Annotated in this window: 16 protein-coding genes and 1 tRNA gene; 4 read left to right on the top strand and 13 right to left on the bottom strand. The window is 53.4% G+C overall.

Annotated features, from left to right (window positions below; genetic code table 11):
- Window positions 1-37: 37 nt before the first annotated feature.
- The 8 genes from ACOQPM_RS26745 to ACOQPM_RS26780 all read right to left on the bottom strand — a co-directional run bounded on the left by ACOQPM_RS26745 (window position 38) and on the right by ACOQPM_RS26780 (window position 7,992).
- Entirely contained in the window at window positions 38-1,192 is a 1,155-nt protein-coding gene (locus tag ACOQPM_RS26745; protein WP_420631452.1) for a DUF4350 domain-containing protein, read from the bottom strand.
- On the bottom strand, window positions 1,189-2,178 hold the full coding sequence (locus ACOQPM_RS26750) for a DUF4129 domain-containing protein (protein WP_420631453.1): 990 nt from the start codon (window positions 2,176-2,178) through the stop codon (window positions 1,189-1,191). Before ACOQPM_RS26750 ends, ACOQPM_RS26745 begins: the two co-directional genes overlap by 4 nt.
- A complete protein-coding gene (locus ACOQPM_RS26755; RefSeq protein WP_420631454.1) occupies window positions 2,178-3,218 on the bottom strand; it encodes a hypothetical protein in 1,041 nt (346 codons plus the stop codon). Before ACOQPM_RS26755 ends, ACOQPM_RS26750 begins: the two co-directional genes overlap by 1 nt.
- Window positions 3,215-4,126 carry a hypothetical protein gene (locus ACOQPM_RS26760; RefSeq protein ID WP_420631455.1) on the bottom strand — a complete coding sequence of 304 codons (912 nt, stop codon included), beginning with the start codon at window positions 4,124-4,126 and terminating at the stop codon, window positions 3,215-3,217. Before ACOQPM_RS26760 ends, ACOQPM_RS26755 begins: the two co-directional genes overlap by 4 nt.
- A gap of 237 nt (window positions 4,127-4,363) precedes the next feature.
- Complete coding sequence (locus tag ACOQPM_RS26765; RefSeq protein WP_420631456.1) at window positions 4,364-4,978, bottom strand: uracil-DNA glycosylase; 615 nt, start codon at window positions 4,976-4,978, stop codon at window positions 4,364-4,366.
- 66 nt (window positions 4,979-5,044) lie between these two features.
- On the bottom strand, window positions 5,045-6,145 hold the full coding sequence (locus tag ACOQPM_RS26770; RefSeq protein ID WP_420631457.1) for a hypothetical protein: 1,101 nt from the start codon (window positions 6,143-6,145) through the stop codon (window positions 5,045-5,047).
- Between the two features lie 55 nt (window positions 6,146-6,200).
- Entirely contained in the window at window positions 6,201-7,391 is a 1,191-nt protein-coding gene (locus ACOQPM_RS26775) for a S1C family serine protease (RefSeq protein WP_420631458.1), read from the bottom strand.
- A gap of 115 nt (window positions 7,392-7,506) precedes the next feature.
- The gene (locus ACOQPM_RS26780) at window positions 7,507-7,992 is read right to left on the bottom strand and encodes a gamma-glutamylcyclotransferase family protein (protein ID WP_420631459.1); all 486 of its coding nucleotides are present in this window, start codon (window positions 7,990-7,992) and stop codon (window positions 7,507-7,509) included.
- A 151-nt stretch (window positions 7,993-8,143) separates the two neighbouring features.
- On the opposite strand from ACOQPM_RS26780, the gene ACOQPM_RS26785 reads away from it, so the two are divergent.
- Together ACOQPM_RS26785 and ACOQPM_RS26790 are read left to right on the top strand one after the other, a co-directional pair.
- Window positions 8,144-8,215: transfer RNA gene (locus ACOQPM_RS26785), tRNA-Arg, on the top strand.
- A gap of 14 nt (window positions 8,216-8,229) precedes the next feature.
- Window positions 8,230-8,754 carry a GNAT family N-acetyltransferase gene (locus tag ACOQPM_RS26790; protein ID WP_420631460.1) on the top strand — a complete coding sequence of 175 codons (525 nt, stop codon included), beginning with the start codon at window positions 8,230-8,232 and terminating at the stop codon, window positions 8,752-8,754.
- On the opposite strand, the gene priA is transcribed toward ACOQPM_RS26790, so the two are convergent.
- The gene (priA, locus tag ACOQPM_RS26795; RefSeq protein ID WP_420631461.1) at window positions 8,749-11,727 is read right to left on the bottom strand and encodes a replication restart helicase PriA; all 2,979 of its coding nucleotides are present in this window, start codon (window positions 11,725-11,727) and stop codon (window positions 8,749-8,751) included. The two genes, ACOQPM_RS26790 and priA, sit on opposite strands and share 6 nt — an antisense overlap.
- A 161-nt stretch (window positions 11,728-11,888) precedes the next feature.
- Between priA and ACOQPM_RS26800 the strand changes: the two genes are divergently transcribed.
- Together ACOQPM_RS26800 and ACOQPM_RS26805 are read left to right on the top strand one after the other, a co-directional pair.
- Window positions 11,889-12,623: a hypothetical protein gene (locus ACOQPM_RS26800; RefSeq protein ID WP_420631462.1), complete on the top strand. Its 735-nt coding sequence runs from the start codon at window positions 11,889-11,891 to the stop codon at window positions 12,621-12,623.
- A gap of 97 nt (window positions 12,624-12,720) precedes the next feature.
- Window positions 12,721-13,884, top strand: coding sequence for an acyl-CoA dehydrogenase family protein (locus tag ACOQPM_RS26805; protein ID WP_420631463.1), 1,164 nt, complete (start codon window positions 12,721-12,723; stop codon window positions 13,882-13,884).
- 68 nt (window positions 13,885-13,952) lie between these two features.
- On the opposite strand, the gene ACOQPM_RS26810 is transcribed toward ACOQPM_RS26805, so the two are convergent.
- The 4 genes from ACOQPM_RS26810 to ACOQPM_RS26825 all read right to left on the bottom strand — a co-directional run bounded on the left by ACOQPM_RS26810 (window position 13,953) and on the right by ACOQPM_RS26825 (window position 18,111).
- The gene (locus ACOQPM_RS26810) at window positions 13,953-14,231 is read right to left on the bottom strand and encodes a YggT family protein (RefSeq protein WP_420631464.1); all 279 of its coding nucleotides are present in this window, start codon (window positions 14,229-14,231) and stop codon (window positions 13,953-13,955) included.
- A gap of 56 nt (window positions 14,232-14,287) precedes the next feature.
- Window positions 14,288-15,040 (bottom strand): YggS family pyridoxal phosphate-dependent enzyme, encoded by a 753-nt coding sequence (locus tag ACOQPM_RS26815; RefSeq protein WP_420631465.1) that lies wholly within the window; start codon window positions 15,038-15,040, stop codon window positions 14,288-14,290.
- Between the two features lie 76 nt (window positions 15,041-15,116).
- A complete protein-coding gene (locus tag ACOQPM_RS26820) occupies window positions 15,117-16,520 on the bottom strand; it encodes a hypothetical protein (protein WP_420631466.1) in 1,404 nt (467 codons plus the stop codon).
- A 130-nt stretch (window positions 16,521-16,650) separates the two neighbouring features.
- Window positions 16,651-18,111: a PQQ-dependent sugar dehydrogenase gene (locus ACOQPM_RS26825; RefSeq protein WP_420631467.1), complete on the bottom strand. Its 1,461-nt coding sequence runs from the start codon at window positions 18,109-18,111 to the stop codon at window positions 16,651-16,653.
- Window positions 18,112-18,155 lie beyond the last annotated feature (44 nt).

Raw genomic sequence — 18,155 nt, forward strand, 5'->3', positions numbered from 1 at the left:
AAATCCCAAAAATCCGCGAAATCCGTGGCTAATTCTTTCATTGTTTACCGAACAAAGTGGCTTCGCGGACGATTTGTACCATTTCGCTTTCGCTGACGTTGGTTTGGGAGAGGCGGCGCAGCGTTTGGCGCAGGGCGTCGGTGTCTAGATTGGGTTGGTAAGTGGCTAACTGGTTAATGAATTCCTCGTCGGGCAGGCTGGGATTGAGGCGGTAGCGTGCGCCCAAATCTCGCTTGAGCCGATCATGGTAATGTTGCAAGACGGCCGTTCGATGCCCAGCCCGTCTACTCAGATTAGCAATGCCCGTAATGTACTCCAGCGGGGCGCGGCGCACAATATCTTTTTGCAGCGGCACGGGGCGGCCAAAGTGGCGGCCACGCAGCAGCAGCCCCACAAAAACGATGGCCAGCGCCAGCAGCAAGGCGCGGCCACCAGGCGTGCGCTGAAGCCAGTTGTTGGATGCGAGGGTGGCATCTGCTTCGGGGCGAACGCCGTGGTGCCACTCGTCGAACCAGATGCCGCGCAGGTTGGGCGTGGTGTTGAGTAGGTTTAGCACCAGTTCGGGGTTGCCGTTGGTTTGCAGTCCTTCGTTGCTAAACGGTTCGGTGACGGTTGTGAGGATGACACGGCCGTCTCCCTCCGCAAACACAATGGCAACGGGGTTCCCGACGCGATTGGCCAGTAGGGTAACAAAATCATCCCGCTGCGGGCGCAAAAAGTAGACAGCGTTGGCGGCCATTTCATTGAGAGCTGGGGCATTGAGCAGCGGCGTTTGGTTAGAAACGGCCGTATCTGCCGAAGGCACCAGCCCATAACCGACATCCAGCTCTTGCGCTAGCGACGTTGTGGCTGGCGTGGTACCAGCCAACAGCAGCGTGCCGCCCTCTTCTACCCAGCCGCGCAGCGTGGCCCATTCGCCGGGGGTAAAGGCCACCGTTGGCTCCAGCACCAGTGCCAAATCAACGCTGCTGGGCACGCCAAAGGATGAGCCAGCCGAATCGGTAAGCGTAAGCTGCTGGGATTCCAGGTAGAGCCAGAGGGCGCGGCTGCCCTGGGGCTGCGTGGAGTAGGAAGCCAGCGGCGGGTCGGTGAGCGACGCCTCGGCTTGCTGCACCACCGAGATGGTGGTGAACAGCGCCAGCAGCAGGAAGAGGCCGATTGCCAGCCAACCATCGCGACTGAGGCGTCTCATCGTGTCTCCTTTTGCTGTTTTAGCGTGGCGACGCGCTGGGCGTAGGTATCGTACTCGCTGGCGCTGAGGCTTTGGAAGCCATACCAAACGCGGTCGAACACCTCTATCACTTCACGTAAAATGGTGGCCAGTTCGGGGCGATGGGCAACGCTGCGTAAATATTCTCGGTTTGTTAGCGAGCGGTCGTAGCGGAGCAGCCCCCGTTCTTCTAGCAGCAGCAGGGAGGAGAGATAGAGATAGCGAACGGCCGTACGGTAATCCCCACCTGTAGAAAGCTCTTGCGCTTTTTGCAAGGCCAGTTCAGCAGTGAGAGGTTCGCCACTCAGCTCATCCTCGGCAGACATGGCAGCATCGGCAGTGAGGTCACCGATTAGCCCACGCAGAGCGTAGGCCAGTGCACCAATAATCAGCACAACTGCTAGAATAACCAGCAGATTATTGATAGGCAGGTTTACCCCACTATCTTCAGGGAACAGGCGCAGGAAAAAGTCTTGGATTGATTGGCGAATATCTTGCCACAGCCGCTGGAGAAAGTTGGGTTCCTCAGGTGCGTAATTGAATGCCGGCTGGCTCAAAACGTTGTCCAGCGCGGCTTTGTCTACGATGGGCAGGCTGGGGTCTGGCCAGCCCAAGCGGCTGCTGCGGTAAGTAATGAGCAGCGTCGCCACTTCTTCGTGGCTCATGTTTTCATTTTCTAGCTGGCGAATGAGAAAGGTGTGATTGATGGGTTGGATACGGCCGTCTGCCAGTTCGATCTGGGTGATGTTGCTGAGGGTGGTAACGGCCGTTTCGCGGGCGCGGTTGTCATCTTCATTTGCCTCATTCAACGCATCACGAATTTGGGCAATGGTTTCCCAATAATCATCCAGCGGCATTGCAGATTGGGCGGCAGCAGGGCGCACCCATGCTAGCAAGATTGCGGCCATGAAAATGGCTAAAATAATGAACGGCTGGACGGAACGGCCGTATCGCACCCGCAAACGCATCAAAGTCCACCTATCCCAAAGGCAAGGATGATGAGACCCAATACCAACGCAATGTACAACACCACAAAGGCAACTTCAATTAAGGCAAAGTAGCCCATCTCTTCCCATTTAGGTGTGGCGTTACCGTCTGTGGTGGGAGCCGTTGCCGCTAAATTATCGGCACTGGCTCCTTCGCTCAAGGCCAGCAGCGCCAAATCGAACCCCTCGGTGCGGACGCGCACGTCAAAATAAAGCAGCGTGACGCAGGTGAGCTGCAATGGCAAATAGATGAGGGTGAGCAGCAGATCAATGACCTGTTGAACCAACGATGCAGTAGCGGCATCCAAGCCGCTGCCAATCGCTCCCTCAACAATTAACACCGATAAAAGCGCCGGCCCGGTTACGATAAGCTGCCCAAACAGCCCCAGCAGCAGCATAAAGCCAATGAGCCACCAAAAACGCCGCCGGGATAAATCCCAGGCGCGTTGAATGGCTGTCCTGGCACTGCGCTTTTCTAAAACGACGATTGGGGCAATCAGTGGTAGCACCACCAGGCCAAAGTAGAAAATCATGCCCAGGCCAGTGAGCCAGCCCAGACAAGGCACAATCACCCACCAAACAACCAGGCCGATGATGACAAGCAAACTGAGGAAGGTAGCCCACAGCAGGGTCAGCCCTGAACGGCCGATTTTGCGGTACGCATCAAACAATCCAATTTTATGCCCCAGGTAATTTTCGGCGACGGCTTTGGTCATGGCGGCGGTGGCTAGCTGTACCAACAGCAGCGTTACCAGCCGCCCAAGCCACACCCACGGGTTGTTGCCAAAGCCCATGCTTTCAAACGTTTGCAGCCAGACGTCGGTCACGGTGGCAGCGGGGTTGAAGCCAATTACAGGGGCAGGTGCTAGCCAGAGGCCAATCATATTTACGGCCGTTGCCGGAATTTGAGCAACAGCCACAATGCCAATGAAGAGCAGAAAGTTTTTGCGGTACAGTCGGATGGCTCGATCCAGCAGTTGGGCCATGCTCAGAGGCCGTAAATTTTGGGGAAGTGCGGTCATAAACTGTTCCAGGTTGTAAATTCGGAGGCATCGTCCAAAAGCGGATCATCAGTAGCGGATAGCACCGCTAGGTCGAACCCTTCAAAGCGAATTCGTAGGTCAAAATACATCAAGGTAATGGCAGCCAAGCGGATGGGCATAAAAACGGCCGAAAGCAGTGAGTTGGATGTCTGTTCAACAATAATCTGGAAGAAACTGGATGTGTCACCCAAAATCGTTGCGAACAAAAATTCGATCACAGCGGTTGGCCCTAAAATTACCAAGCCAGATAGCAGGCCGAGCAGAAACAGATAGCCAAACGCCCACCAAAAGCGATGCTTTGCCAGCTCCCAGGCGCGTCTCACGGAAGCTATTGCGCCTTTTCTTTCTAGTACCACCACCGGGGTCACCAGCGAGATTAGCACATTGCCAATGGCTCCAACAATGAAAGCACCAATAAACCCAAGAATTGGGCCGATGCAGGGTATAAAAAAAAGAATGATTACCGGTATGGCCAAACCAAAAACAATAAATCCGGCCACAATGCTGGCGAAGATGAGCGTGGCCCAACTATTGCCCATTCGTTGAAACGATTCCCAATAGCCAATTTTGCGGCCGAGGTAACTATCCGACACTGCTTTGGTAAGGGCAGCTGACCCAATCTGGAAAAAAATAATGCTCAAGATTAAGGCAATAATGCTGGCAATGATGGCCGTTCCAAACAAATTTTCAAAGTTTGAACCGACGGTTAAATTTGGAGCTGTTTCAGCCACCGTAGTTAAAACAATGTTGAAGAGGTAGATGGGGATTTGGGTAAGCAGCATAATGCCCAGAAAGATGCCAAAGTTGTTGCGGTAGATGCGGAAAGCACGGTCGAATAGTTCGCCAACGGACAACGGCCGTAAATTGAGCAAATTGGTTTGGTTCATGCGTTCCTCCGGGCGGCGGCGTGCGGGAGCGTTTGGACTGGCATGGCCAAAATTATACCCGAAAGGTTCCCTACGCTACAAGATTTTCTGTAGCTGACCCCAGGGTTTTTCAAAAGTCCGCATTATGAGCCAATGGGACGCGGATTAACGCGGAAAACGCGGATAAATCATTGGGTTTCCGCGTTTTCTGCGCTCGTCCGCGTCCGTTTTCTGATGGCGCTGGACTACAGAAAAGCCCTAGAGCTGGGCCAGCCCGGTTTGGAACTGTTTTGCGCCTCCGTGAGAGGGGTGGCGCACGGCCGTATGTGCTACGCTCCATTTTTCTAAGGCCCCGGCTGCCTTTTTGCCCACCGCCACAATCTTTACTTGTGGAAAAAGTTGCAGCAGGTGATGGAGGAACGGCCGTCCCATGGCAATCTCGCTCGTTTTGGGAGTGCGGTTCGATTTTGGGTTGCCGAGTTGGTAAGGGTGAAAAGGAAAAACGTTCCATAGCAGCGGCAGCGGCTGCCAATCGCCAACGGTGCGCCAAACGATGGTGGCGCTGGCTTCACGGATAACCTCTGGCCATTCAGTTGCTGGCTGGAAGGGGCTGGTTCCCAGACCAAACTGCTTGCCTAATCTGGCCAAAATGTGGGGACTAGTGAAGGGGACGCCCGTCAGGCGGCAGCCTCGGTAGCCTGGCGCTTCGCCTACCAGCAGTAGTTGGGGCGACTGCCGAGCCATCAATTGCAGGTAGGTTTGCAAGTTGTGGCGGCGTTGCTGGGCAAACGGCCGTTCCCCGGTGTATGGATTGGTGCAGCGTGGTGGCGGAACGGCCGTTGCCAATTCATGAACAAATTTGGAAATTGTCATTAAAGAGGAGATTGAAGATTAGAGGCTAGGGATTGGCTCAAAATCTCCAGTCTCTAATCTCTATTTTCAGAAGCGGAGCAGCGCGCCGATGTTGCCAGCATTTTCCAAATCGGGGTTGTCGCGGATCACTTCCACATGAGCCCCCTGGTTTAGGGTGAGGGTAAAAGCTGTGTCAATGACATCGTCAACGGCCGTAAGCTCCGGCTCACTAAGCGGGCTTTTTGCCAAATTGGCTACCACAAAGCCAGAGTTGTAATCTACGTAGCCCGGCAGCTGGAAGCCATCGCTAAGCAACAAGGTTTGCACTCGCCGGTTACTGATGGCCTGCAAAGTGTCGTCTAGCCCCAAAACGGCCGCACCACCGCTGGCACTGGTTCCCAATAATGTTTTAACCAGCTTCTTTTCACGCTCGGCATTGGCGGTATTGAGGAGCTTTAGCGTTTCCGCACGCACTTCATGCTCACCAGCGTTCATGTCAATCACGAAGCTGGCTATCAAGCAGCTTTGCATCTGTTTGGGCAGCAAATCACGGAACTGAGCGGTGTTTTCGGCCGTACCGCCCAGGAAGAGGCGGCGGATTGGTTTGTTGCTAAAAAACTCAGCGGCAACATTGGCGGCATCGCGCAAATTGCGGCGGGCGTTTTCTTCTTCGCGGCTGCCACCCCCCGTGCCGCCGCGCCGCCCAATGGCTGAGGAGCCTCGCCCTTGCTTGAGTTTGTGAATTTCCTCGCCCATGTAGCCATCGCTTTCCTGCAATTCGCCCAGGTGGTAGGTAAAAAAGCGTGCGCCAATACGGTCTACCAAGATGACACCGTAATGGGCATAATGCTCTAGCAGATGCCCCAACGGTTTAAGATACGGTTTGGGGGTGATGCGTAGACGATTGCGAAAGGAAACGGCCGTTGGAAACGTTTCAAAAAAGTCACCATCTCGGCTGCTAAACACGGCCAGCCCTGGCGATTTCCAGTCGAAGCTGTGGTTAAGATACGTTTCTACAGCCTGAACATCTGCTTCCATACAGTTGGCCTCGCCCAGGAGGTTTTTGGCCTTCAGCTTAATCGCTTCAGTCGGCTCCTCGCCGCTATCGGTGTTCAGGTAAAGAGTTAATACCTTCTGCTCGCTTGGTTCAAAAGACAGTAGCGTCTGGAATTTCTCTTGGGTAATCATTTGTCCTCCTAAATCAATTGGCTAACAAGGTGTTTTTTGGCAGTGCAGTGGTGGGTTACGGCCGTTCCCCCAACGTAAGCGGTAACGTAATTTCTTCACCCTCCCGAATGACCGTCAGCTCCACAGTCTCGCCAACGGTTGTCTCGAAAACCAGATAACTCAGCAAATCATCCGAATCTCGCACCGGCTGATCGTTGATTGCCGTGATGTAATCGCCGTCGTCCGTAAATGAGACCGACAGATTGTTCCCGATTAACCCTGCTTCATCGGCAGGTGTGTCTTCGAGAACGCCCGTAACGTAAACACCATTAGGCGGCAAGTCGAGCCTCTCAAGCTGCCGAATGGTGAACGGTTGGGGCCACATGCTAATGCCTAAATAGGGGTAAGTGTACGCTCCTTCGGCAATAAGTGATGGGGCGATATTGCGAACTGCATTCACGGGGATAGAAAAGCCCACGCCAGAATTTTCGCCAGTGGTAGACAAAATGGCACTGTTCACACCAATCACCTCGCCGTTCAGGTTGAGCAGCGGGCCACCTGAGTTGCCAGGATTGATCGCCGCATCCGTTTGAATAACTTGGGGAATTGAAAAGTTGCCGCCAGCAACCACGCGCTGGCTTTCAATAGTGCGCCCCAACCCGCTGATGATGCCGATGGACATAGAGCCAGCTTCGCCAAACGGATTGCCGATAGCGATGACAAATTGGCCCACCTGCAAGCTGCTGGAATCCCCAAGCGGCACCGGTTGGGTGCCTACTGGCAAATCATCCGCCTGAATAACAGCCAAATCGCTGTCAACATCGGCTCCGCGCAGGTTGGCGCGGCTTCGGTTGCCGTTGGCAAAAACAACCTCGAATTCGGCACCACCCGTTACCACATGGTTGTTGGTAACGATGTTGCCGTCAGAATCAACTACAAAGCCGCTGCCGGTGGTCAAAAAGAGCCCGTCATCATCAAAGACAAAGATGTGTACCACTGCTGGGTTAACGCGATTATAAATTTCGATGAACCGACTTTCCAAATCAGCGGTTACGACTTCTGTCGTCTGGGGAGGGGTACTAATGTCAATGACATCGGCTTGTGCCGACACGGTGGCAACGGCCGCTGCCACAACTGCTTCATCATCAACTTCGCCAGAGCCATTGCCATCGTTTGTGGGCAACAGGGTGGCTGCTTGGCAACCTAAACTCACAAAAACTACCAGGGCTACGATGAGGAAGATTGGGTTTTGGTGGATACGTTTCATGTGGGCAAAAAATCCTTATGGTCTCCCCATGCCGGAATAGCTCCATTTTACGGATGGCTTGAAGGCTGTGTCAAGGAAACGGCCGTCTTTCACACTAAGTTTTCATTGGGGATGGTCACGGTTTTTGGTGCAAGCCAGCAACGCTTTGAATGGTTTCCCACCAATCTTGCAGCCTGGGGTGGTTTTGGGCAGCATGAGCGGCCCAGTCCCCGTTGGCCACAACGGGCTTGTCCACAACCAGATCTGATTGCCCCAGGTAAACCCATGCTTTTTGGGAACGGCCGTTTGCCAAAGCCACCTTTACCATCCGCCGCCGATACCCATTTTGGTTCGGCTGTTTCGGATCGTAACCCTCCAGCGCATCCAGCCGCTGCAGCACAGCCCCATACCCCGTGGGTTTAACGGTGATCACCATACCCTGAACTGCCTCTGCCGCTTCTGCAAGAACCAGCATGGGATAGTATCCCATATCGTGCAGTCTGCCGCCCCAAAGCGTGGCCGGTTGCTTGGCGACAATGTCTGATTCCCACAGAGAAAAGTTGGGCTGTTCTGGCAGCAGCGTGCCGTACACAAAAAATGGGAGTTGTTTGGATTGTGGCATTTATTCCTCAATGTTGCTGATGGCTGGTTGCTACTTGTTGATGGCTATTTGCACATGCCAGCCACTAACAAGCTACCCACTAGTAAACCAATTACTAGCTTACTCGCAACTAGCCACTTTATCCACTTTACGCTACCATTGCCTCGATTTTGCCCTCGTAGCTCAATGGATAGAGCAATCGCCTCCTAAGCGATAGATTCAGGTTCGAGTCCCGACGGGGGTGTTTTGAGGAATTTCATGTTCAAAAGTGATCGCGTTTTGCTCCGTGCAGCCACCCGTGAAGATATGAAAAAACAGTGGGCGTTTGAAAATGATCCTGAGCTATGGTTTTGGGATGGTCATACGCCCGCGCCTGCCAAGCTGGAATCCTTACTGGCTCATTTTGATAAAAGCGTCAGCGAGGGCGGCGGTGATTCGGTTTCGTTTGCTATTGAGATTGACGGGCAATATGTGGGGCATTGCAGCCTGCATAGTTTTGACCAAACAAGCCAAACGTGCGAACTTAGCGTGGAAATTGGGGATAAAGCATACTGGGGCAAGGGATACGGCCGTGAGATTGTCCAACTTCTTCTGCAATATGCCTTCAACCATCGTCACGTCAATCGCGTTTGGCTAAAAACCCATAGCGAAAATGAGCGAGCCATTCGCTGCTATCGCGCCTGTGGTTTTGTGGAAGAGGGACGATTGCGGCAGCATTTGTGGCTAAACGGCCGTTACGTTGATCGCGTGCTGATGGGCATTTTGCGAGAAGATTTTTTATAGAGTACTGACAGGATCGATATCTACCATCCACTTGGGCGGGATTGGAAAGTCTGCCAGTAGTCGGTTGGGGTCTGGGGAACGCACGATGATTTGCCACCGGAAACGGCCGTCTACCCGGTTAAAAAATGGCGGCACAGGCCCCAAAATCTCAGACGCCGCCAACGCCTTCTCCCGAATGTGCAGCCGCAACCCTTTCGCCAACGCCTCCGCCTCGCGCTTCCCCCGCTCATCAATCGGATCAATGAGCAGCAGCCGGGCCATACGCCGGAACGGTGGCAAGCTGTGCTGCGTGCGGAAGCGAATCTCATCAATGTAAAACGAAGCAAAATCATGCTCGGCGGCGGCCTGGATGGCGTAATGCTCTGGCTTGTAGGTTTGGATGATAACGCGGCCACCCAGTAAACCACGCCCGGCACGACCCGCCACCTGCGCCAAAATTTGGAAAGCCCGTTCACCCGTGCGGTAATCTGGTAATCCCAACGACACATCGGCCGAAATTACCCCCACCAGCGTGACAAACGGCAAATCTAATCCTTTGGCAATCATCTGCGTGCCCACCAAAATATCTGCTTCCTGGTTAATGAAGCTGGCGAGGAGCGTCTCGTGGGTGTTGCGCCCGGCGGTGGTGTCCCGATCCCAGCGGGTGATGCGGGCTTCTGGCCATCGCTGCTGCACGCGCTCTGCCACCTCTTCTGTGCCTAGACCAAAGTAGCGAATCCGCTTCGATTGACAGGTGGGGCATTCGGTTTGGTGGGGTTCCCGACGGCCGCAATGATGGCAAACCAGCATCATGTTGCGACGATGGTACGTGAGCGGCAGTTCGCAGCGGGGGCAGGTGGCTACGTAGCCACAGTCGCGGCAGATAACAAACGTGGCCGAGCCGCGACGATTCAAAAACAAAATCGCTTGCTCGCCCCGCTCCAGCGTTTCAGTAATTGCTTTTTCCAGGGCGCGGCTAAAGATGGAGCGGTTCCCTGCCCGCAACTCTTGCCGTAAATCCACAATCTGGATGGGGGGCAGGGGGATAGTAAGGGCGTCGTCTGGGTCTTCGCCGTCATGTTGATAATGATTCCTCAACTGCAATCTTTCCGCTTGCCCTTCTAACCTTTGGCGATGGCCCATGACCCGTTTTTGCAGCTCTAGCAGTTGGAAACGGCCGCTCTGGGCGCGATGATACGTCACAATATCTGGCGTGGCGCTGCCCATGATGACGGTGGCACCGATGATTTGGCTGAGGGCAATTGCTGCCTCGCGGGTATGATAATACGGCGGCGGTACAGGGGGCGTTTGTTTATAGCTGGGATCATGCTCCTCATCCAGCACAATCACGCCCAGATTGGGCAGCGGCGTAAAAAGTGCGCTGCGCGGCCCCACCACAATGTCGAATAGCCCTTGCCGCGCCCGCCGCCAGGTGTCGTACCGCTCGCCGTCGGTGAGGCGGCTGTGCAGCACCGCCACACGCCCCGGAAAGCGGGCGGCGAAGCGGCGCACCGTTTGCGGCGTTAGCGCAATCTCTGGCACCAAAACGATGGCCTGTTGGCCTTCATCCAAAGCATTGGCAATGGCTCGCATGTAGATTTCAGTCTTGCCGCTGCCGGTGACGCCATGCAGCAAAATCGGTTTGGGCGCGGCAACAGCGAATTCTTCTTCGCCTTGTTCCATAACCTCTTCGGCAGTGAGAATTGCCACTTTGATGCGCCCCCAGACTCGTGCCTGGTCAGTGGTGAGCATAGGAGCCTCGGCGGGAACAAAGTCTCGGTCGGCCAGCGGATCGCGCCACACTTCTTCTGAGCCAAAGCGAATGAGGTCTAGCTTGGCCAGCTTGCGTAGGTGGTTAATGGTGGCTTTGGTTTGGGCGTAAATCTCCGTCAGGCTGACGGGCTGGGCGGCGCGAGCCAGCAGGGTGAGGATGTGATGGTAGGTGGTGGCGCGGCGCAAATCTAAAATGTGGCCGAGAAGTTGCTTGGGGGGGATGGCAAGGCTGAGGGTGGCAGGTTCGTGGAGGCGTTGGATGAAACCTTCAGTTTCTAAATAATGAATTGTGAATGATGAGTTGTGAATGGTTAAGTTTGCTTGCGGACTGGGTAGCTGGGTGAACCAGTCGGTGAGTTCTGGCGGTGGTTCTTTGCCGGTAGGGAGGATGGTGGTTTGGGCGGGAGTGCGGTTGATACGGCCGTCCTGTTCCAACTGTTTCAAATGAGTTTCTTTAGCTCCTGTGGCTTCGAGAACGGCCGTTTCTTCCGGCAGGGGATCATCACTGTTGAGTAAATAAAGCAGCACGTCTGCCTGCTTGTTGGCGCGGCCTAGTTTTGGCACGACGGCTTTCACCCGCGCTTCGCTGGCAATCAGTTCGGCCGTGCGAATTTGCTTGGGGCGGATGCGGGGCGGGTCCAGCACGGTGGCTTTGCGGAGGATTTGGCGCTTGGTGAGTTGGTTAACGGCCGTTTTCCAATCAATCTTCTTTTTAGAGCCGTCGCTGGTTTTACGCAACGCTCGCTGTAGCTGCCGCCCACGTAAATCGCCACGCTCCCGGAGGATAGAGATGATTTGCTGCTGGAGAGGGGTGAGACGGCCGTTGCCATCCCAATAAGGATTGATGTCCACCGTCACGTCGGCCCAGCGGGTAAGGCCAGGGGGCAGCATGAGCCGCAGGCAGGCGTTGAGCGGGGCCAGGTAATTCTGACTGAGCCACTCTGCCAGCTCAATTTGCCACCAAAAAACCACCGGCTTCTCATCAATCAGGGCAATGATGGGCTTGGTTTCCTCAATGGGAGCCGTGTCGTCGAAGCGCAGGATGATGCCTTGGGCCAACCGACGCCCAAACTCCACCTCCACCAAGTGGCCGACGCGTAATTTGGGGCGCAGATCGCTGGGGACGTGGTAATGAAACGTGCCTTCCAGCGGTGCCTCAATGTTGATAACTAGTTCAGCAAACATCTGTTCTAGCGTATTCTTCTTTGGTGTTTGCGTCAAGAGGATTTATCATGAATCTCACGAATTAGCGAATGATACGAATTGTTTGTAGATTTATTTGTTTCATTCGTCAAGCCGACCCATTTGTGATTTTACAAAATGGTGTTCGTTTGAAAGGTTGAATCCGTGTATTATTGGCGCAAGGATGTATTGCAAGAGTTATGGCACCAACCCAGACTTACCCCAAAGTTTTACACGCAGATCAGGAACATGCGGGCTTGCGTACGGCTGTATTTGCGCTACTTTTTCTTTCTTTGATTTTGGCCTTTTTTGGCTTGCGTGCTTTGCTGGGGGCGGTGGGGACAGGCTGGATGGCAGAGTACGCCTTTGCGCTTTCATGTTTTGGGGCGTTTCCGGTGGCGGTGGGCGTCATTTGGGTGGCGGAAAAATATATGAAGAAACATTGGCCGAGCGGCCGTACCGTTACCCTCACGCCCGATAGCGTTAGCATCCAGACAGAAAATAGCAAGCAAGTAGCCTTAAATCAGGCACAGGGTATTGTGCCGTTGGCGTGGCACTTTGATTTACGCGGCTGGCAACGTGTTGGGCGGGAACGTCAGGTTCCGCAAAGTTGGCTCTGTTTGGCTGTGGAACTAAAAGCAGGCAAACAGAACGTCATTGTGTTCACTTACCTACCCCCAAGTCAGGCAGAACGCTGGCTAGAAAATGATGCGGAACCAACTTTCCATCAAATTCAGCCACAGCGCGTATATGATAGCTCCTTACGGAAACGTTTAGCCGCGCCTCAGCGGCCAGAAATTCCCGCGGAGATTATTACCAGCAAGGATGGTCCCTACTGGCTGGCAGAACGCCGTCGCTGGCTTGATGGCTTTGAACTGCCACCGGAAGAATTTGAGATTTTTATGAACCATCTACAAACGACTTTGAAATTGTGAATTGTGAATAATTAATTATGAATTGTGAACGGATGGCTTCATTCACAATTCAGACTTCACAATTCTCCACTCACAATTATTTGGAGGATTTCCCACAATGTTTGATTTTATAACCGAAGAGCACAAGATGATTCAGCAGGAGGCACGCCGCTTTGCCCAAAATGAGGTGGCTCCCGTTGCCGAACATCACGACCAGACGGGTGAATTTCCCATTAACACGGTGCGTAAGATGGGGGAACTGGGCTTTATGGGCATTGAGGTGCCGGAAGATTACGGCGGCATCGGTATGGACACGCTGGCATATTCGCTGGCGCTCACCGAAATTTGCAAGGCCGATGCCAGCCACGGCACAGTCATGTCGGTGAATAATTCGCTGTATTGCCACGGCATTCTTAAATTTGGCACTGAGGAACAAATTCAAAACTATGTGGTGCCCGTTGCCAACGGCCAAAAAATTGGTGCCTACAGCCTCACAGAACCCATGTCTGGCAGTGATGCTGGCACAATGAGGAGCCGTGCGGTTTTGAATGAGGCCGGAACCCATTATGTGATAAACGGCCGTAAATCCTGGGTAACCTCCGCGCCATTTGCCGACTACATTGTGCTGTTCACCATGACCCAACCAGAGAAAAAGCACCGAGGCGTGACAGCGTTTCTCATCGAAACGGACCAGCCTGGCTTTGAGCGAGGCAAAACGGAGCCAAAGCTGGGCATTCGCGCCAGCGCCACCAGCGAAATCATTTTTGATAACTACGAATGCTCCGTAGAAAACCGCCTGGGTGAAGAAGGCGAAGGGTTCAAAATTGCGATGACGGTGCTGGACGCTGGGCGTATTGGCATTGCCTCCCAGGCGTTGGGCATTGCCGAAGCCGCTTTAGAAGCCAGCATTGCCTACGCGCAGGAGCGGGAGGCGTTTGGTCAAAAAATCGGCCAATTCCAGATGATTCAGCAAAAGTTAGCGGATATGAAATGCCGGGTGGATGCCAGCCGCTTGCTCATTTACCAGGCCTGTTTGGCCAAGAAAGCGGCTAAAGAGACAGGCGGCCGTTATTCATTAGAAGCCAGCATGGCCAAGCTGTACGCCAGCGAAACGGCGATGTACGTGACGACAGAAGCGATTCAAATTCATGGGGGGATGGGGTATAGCAAGGAGATGCCGCTGGAGCGGTACTTCCGCGATGCCAAAATTACGGAAATCTATGAAGGTACTAGCGAAATTCAGCGGATGGTGATTGCCCGCAGCTTGACGGGTTTAAGATAGTGATCAGGTGTTTAGGTGTTCAAGTATCCAGGTTTACGGCACCGGAAAACTTGAACAACTGAACAGTTCTAAGCCAGACTCACGATTAGACTGACCACAAGTCCCCGAATCAAATCCAAGCCAATGAGCAAAATGAGCGGCGTGAAGTCGAGGCCACCCATGCTGGGTAGCAGGCGGCGGATGGGCTGAATGAGTGGTTCCGTTGCTTGGAAAACAAAGCGCAAAATGGGTCCCCAGAATGGATGGTACGGATCCACGCGAATCCAGGAGAAAATAACGCGGGCAAAAATCAAAATGGTATATGCCCGAAAAATCAGATCTACAGCGTTTGCAATGGCAATAATCATTTAAAATTCCTTGTTTGAGACCTATCAGGTTTTGCAAAACCTAGCAGGTCTTGGTGTTAATGAAGGTGCCGCACACCAAAGAGGGCGCGGCCAACGCGCACATGGGTGGTACCTTCGGCGATGGCCAATGGATAGTCGTCTGTCATGCCCATTGAGAGGGCTAACGGCCGTTCCAATCCAATCTCCTCAGCCAACCATTCTGCTAGCAGGCGGGTGCGCTTAAAAACAGTGCTTATGAAGTCTGGGTCAGCTTGCCACGGAGCCATCGTCATGATGCCCTGGAGGGTTAAACCCGGCAAAGCGGCCACCGTTTCCCCCAAGTTACGGATTTCGGCGCGTTGGGTTGCACTATTTTCCCAATCTACACAATTTATTCCTGATTTGCTCATCTCGCCGGAAATGTTGATTTCTAGAAATGAGGGGAGAGGGCGGGTTGTGGAACGGCCGTTCTCCACCAGTCGTTTCGAGAGGCGATTGGCAATTTTTAGCCGGTCCAGCGCGTGAAAGGTGTCGGCGTGGTCAGCTACCAGGTTGGTTTTGCGGCTTTGCAGTGTACCGATGAAGTGCCAGACGATGCCGCTGTCTGGGCCGAGTTCAGCTTCCACTGCCGGACGTTTTGCTGCCAATTCTTCGGCTCGATTTTCACCAAAGTGGCGCATTCCGGCGGCGTAGGCGGCCAAAATCGTTTCCACAGGCCACGTTTTGGTCACGGCCACCAGCGCAATTTTTTCCGGGTTGCGGTTGGCTTGCTGCGCGGCTAATGCAATTTGTTGCTGAACAGCATGGTAGCGGGATTTGAGTGTACTCATGGGCAGATTATAGCAAGGGAACGGCCGTATTGGGTAACGTGACAGTCACTTTCAAAGTGACTGTCACGTAGTAGCCTTATTGCTCAGATTCAGGTACAAATTGCTCCCCATCCCAGCGGTAAATTTCCTCCCACAAATTTAGCTCATTCCACCAGCAAAATTCGGATTCACCGGGGCCAAAAATCCCTACATAAATTTTGCAATCTGATCCCTCTGTGGCGTATCCGCGTCCGGCAAGAATCTCTATTTGACCATCCGCGTCAACATCTCCCAGACGAACGCCAAACAGATCGGAGCGAATGATGTCCCCGGTTACGTTAGCAATTTGGATTGTTTCTTGTTCATTGACTTCATAGGCAAGCAATTGCTGTGTTCCTAGACCAGTAGCCAGAACAACAAGTTCTTCCTCTTCATCGTTTGTGATGTCTTGCCAGAAGATTTTGGTGAAATCTGGCAGGCACTCAAAAGGTTCACCTATTGCCTTGTTATTGTGGTTGAGTGTGCAACGGAAAATTGGTCGATAATAATCTGACTCATCGAGTTCCGAGAGGATCATCGTCGAACCATTTTCTTGGCTGTTTAAGGAAAGCATAGAATCAGATGTGACTGTGAATTCTGGCGTAACAATATTTGTTGAGGTTTGCTCAAAATTTGCTCCATTCCAGGTGTAAGTTTTCATTGTAGAGGTAAGGACACGGTGGGAAGAGGATATGTGACCAAATCCTCTCACATCTGGAGCAAAAAAAGATTCATCTATAATTGTTAGGCTAAGATTGCCTTCCTCATCAACTTTTATTTCAGTGACAGTTGTAATTAAGCCCATACTGGTGTAGCTGGATAGTTGCCCAGTCATTCCCCACCAGACGACATTACAAGAAGTTTGACAATGAATCACGTAACGTTTCCAGGTCGTTTCCTGAAAACCTGTACCGCCTGTATCTGAACTAAAATCAAAAATAACTTCTGGAGTAGCGTCGTCAGTCCAATCTTCAAAAGTGACCCTTAATCCAGGAGAGTATTTGGCATTGTCCATGATGATAAACGGCGTACTGTATTGGTTTTCGTTCCATAGTGTAACGATGACAAACCCCGGTTTCCATCCTAACAGATTGAGGTCTGCCACAATTAAATCCATTTCCTTGTCGCCATTAACATCTTCGTAAAAAACTTCAGTGTGTTCGGACAGATGATATTCGTTGAGGAAGTCATTTAAGGAGAGCAACTCCACATCGCCATTTTGGTGGAAAAATAAAACTGGTGATTGCGTTAAAAATTCCTCGATTTCTGCCAGGGTTGGTTCTCTTTGGGTTAAGGCAAATGTGGGGGTGGGAACGGCCGTTACCGTCGCGGTCGCCGTGGCTGTAGCGGTTGGTGTTGGTGGTAGCGTTGCCGTTGCTGTGGGGGATGGTTCCAGTGTTGGCGTGTTCGTGGGTGGATTTGTGCCGAGCGCCGTTGGAGTATCGGCCGTTTCCGTTGCCAATTCAGCTTGTTGTGTGGAAACGGCCGTTTCTGTTGGTTCAATAAGCGGCGGATCAGACTGGCAGCTAACAAGAGCTCCCCAAAAGAGAACCAGGAAAGTTATTGAAACCGCCAGTTTGTGCTTCATATTTTTATCCCGTGTAGCTAATCTGGAAAATGATGCCAGTCGCCCAATCCGCCACGTAGAGGCTGCCGTCCGGGCCGGTTACCACGTCAATGGGGGCAGCAAAGCCAGTGGCAAAGTTAACTGGGGCAGATGACCCGCCTGCGCCGATGTGCATCACCTTTTGTGCGCCCACAAATGCGCTCCACAGCGTCACGAAGATGGCATTGTTGTAGCCGGGGAATTGGCTGCCGTTGTATACAGCGACGCCCGTTGGCGATGAGCTGGGTGTGAACAACCCCAACGGTGGAATCACCGTCACGCCGGGCGGCGGGCTAAAGCAAACATCGCAATCGTAGTAGGGGTAGCCGTGATTAGCGCCTGGCACGACGCGGTGCAAACGTTCCGGCGGATCAAAGTCTGGGGTGTTGTCGGTGGCCCATAGTTGGCCAAAGCCGTCCCAGGCGATGTCGTAGGGGTTGCGGAAGCCCGTGGCGTAAACGGAAACTTCACCGGTGTCCGGGTTGAAGCGCAAAATGGAGGCTTCTAGCGGGTGTAGCTCGTCCTGCTGCCCAGCGTTAGGACCATCCAAAATTTCACCATGATCAGCCCGTGCGCCAACACCAACGTAGCCAAAGCCATCTGGCCCAAAGGCGATGCCGTTGGCGGCGTGGTAGAAGGTGTAGCAGCAGGGCAGCCCGCCAATGAGCTGCCCGCGATTGACGATAGAGACTTGGGCTTCGCCACCCACATTGGCTTCTACAACCCGGCTGGAAACGTACAGATCGTTGGTGCCAGGGCGGAAGGCGATGCCAGTGGGCACAAGAAAGCCCCCGGCGTAGGTGCTGACGCCGCCTGCGCTATCCATTTTGTAAATGGTGCCTGCCTGGACGGCAATGTAAAGCTGGCCATCCACCGGGCTAAAAGCGATGCTGGTGGGTTGGCCATCCACACGGCCGTAATAGTTTACGCTAAATCCGGCAGGCACGCGGATGCGGTTTTCCCAACCGACCACGTCGGTGTTGGCCGGGTAGTTATAGTCGGTGGGGGCTTCCACACCGCCGGGATTGGCGGGTGGGGCAGGTGGCGGTGGGCCGCTGGGGGTGGATTCGGCCGTAGGGTCAGGCTCTGTGGAAGTGGGATTTGGCTCAACAGAGGTTGGGTTTGGATTCACTGAGGTCGGGTCTGGATTGGTGCTGGTGGCTGTCGTCGTTGGTGTTTCAGTGGGTTCATCTGTGGGGGTAGGCGACGTGGTCGCTGTGGGTGGTGTGGTGGCGGTAGGCGGTTCTGTGGTTGGGGTGTTTGTGGAGGGAATGGCCGTATCTGTGACAGTGGGTTCTGCAGTGGCCGTGTCGGTAGCTGTTGGTTCGACCACAGCAATTTCAGTAGCAGGTTCGCTGGTTGCTGTGGGTATAGCGGTGTCGGCTCCGCCGCAGCTAACAAAAAAAGTGGTCAAGATTAGCAAAAATAGTAGCCAAATTTTTCGCATAAGTTATTTATTTCATCCTTCAATCTATGAAATCCTGAACGGAT

The sequence above is a fragment of the Candidatus Leptofilum sp. genome (assembly GCF_965223525.1).
Classification (GTDB): Bacteria; Chloroflexota; Anaerolineae; order Promineifilales; family Promineifilaceae; genus Leptofilum.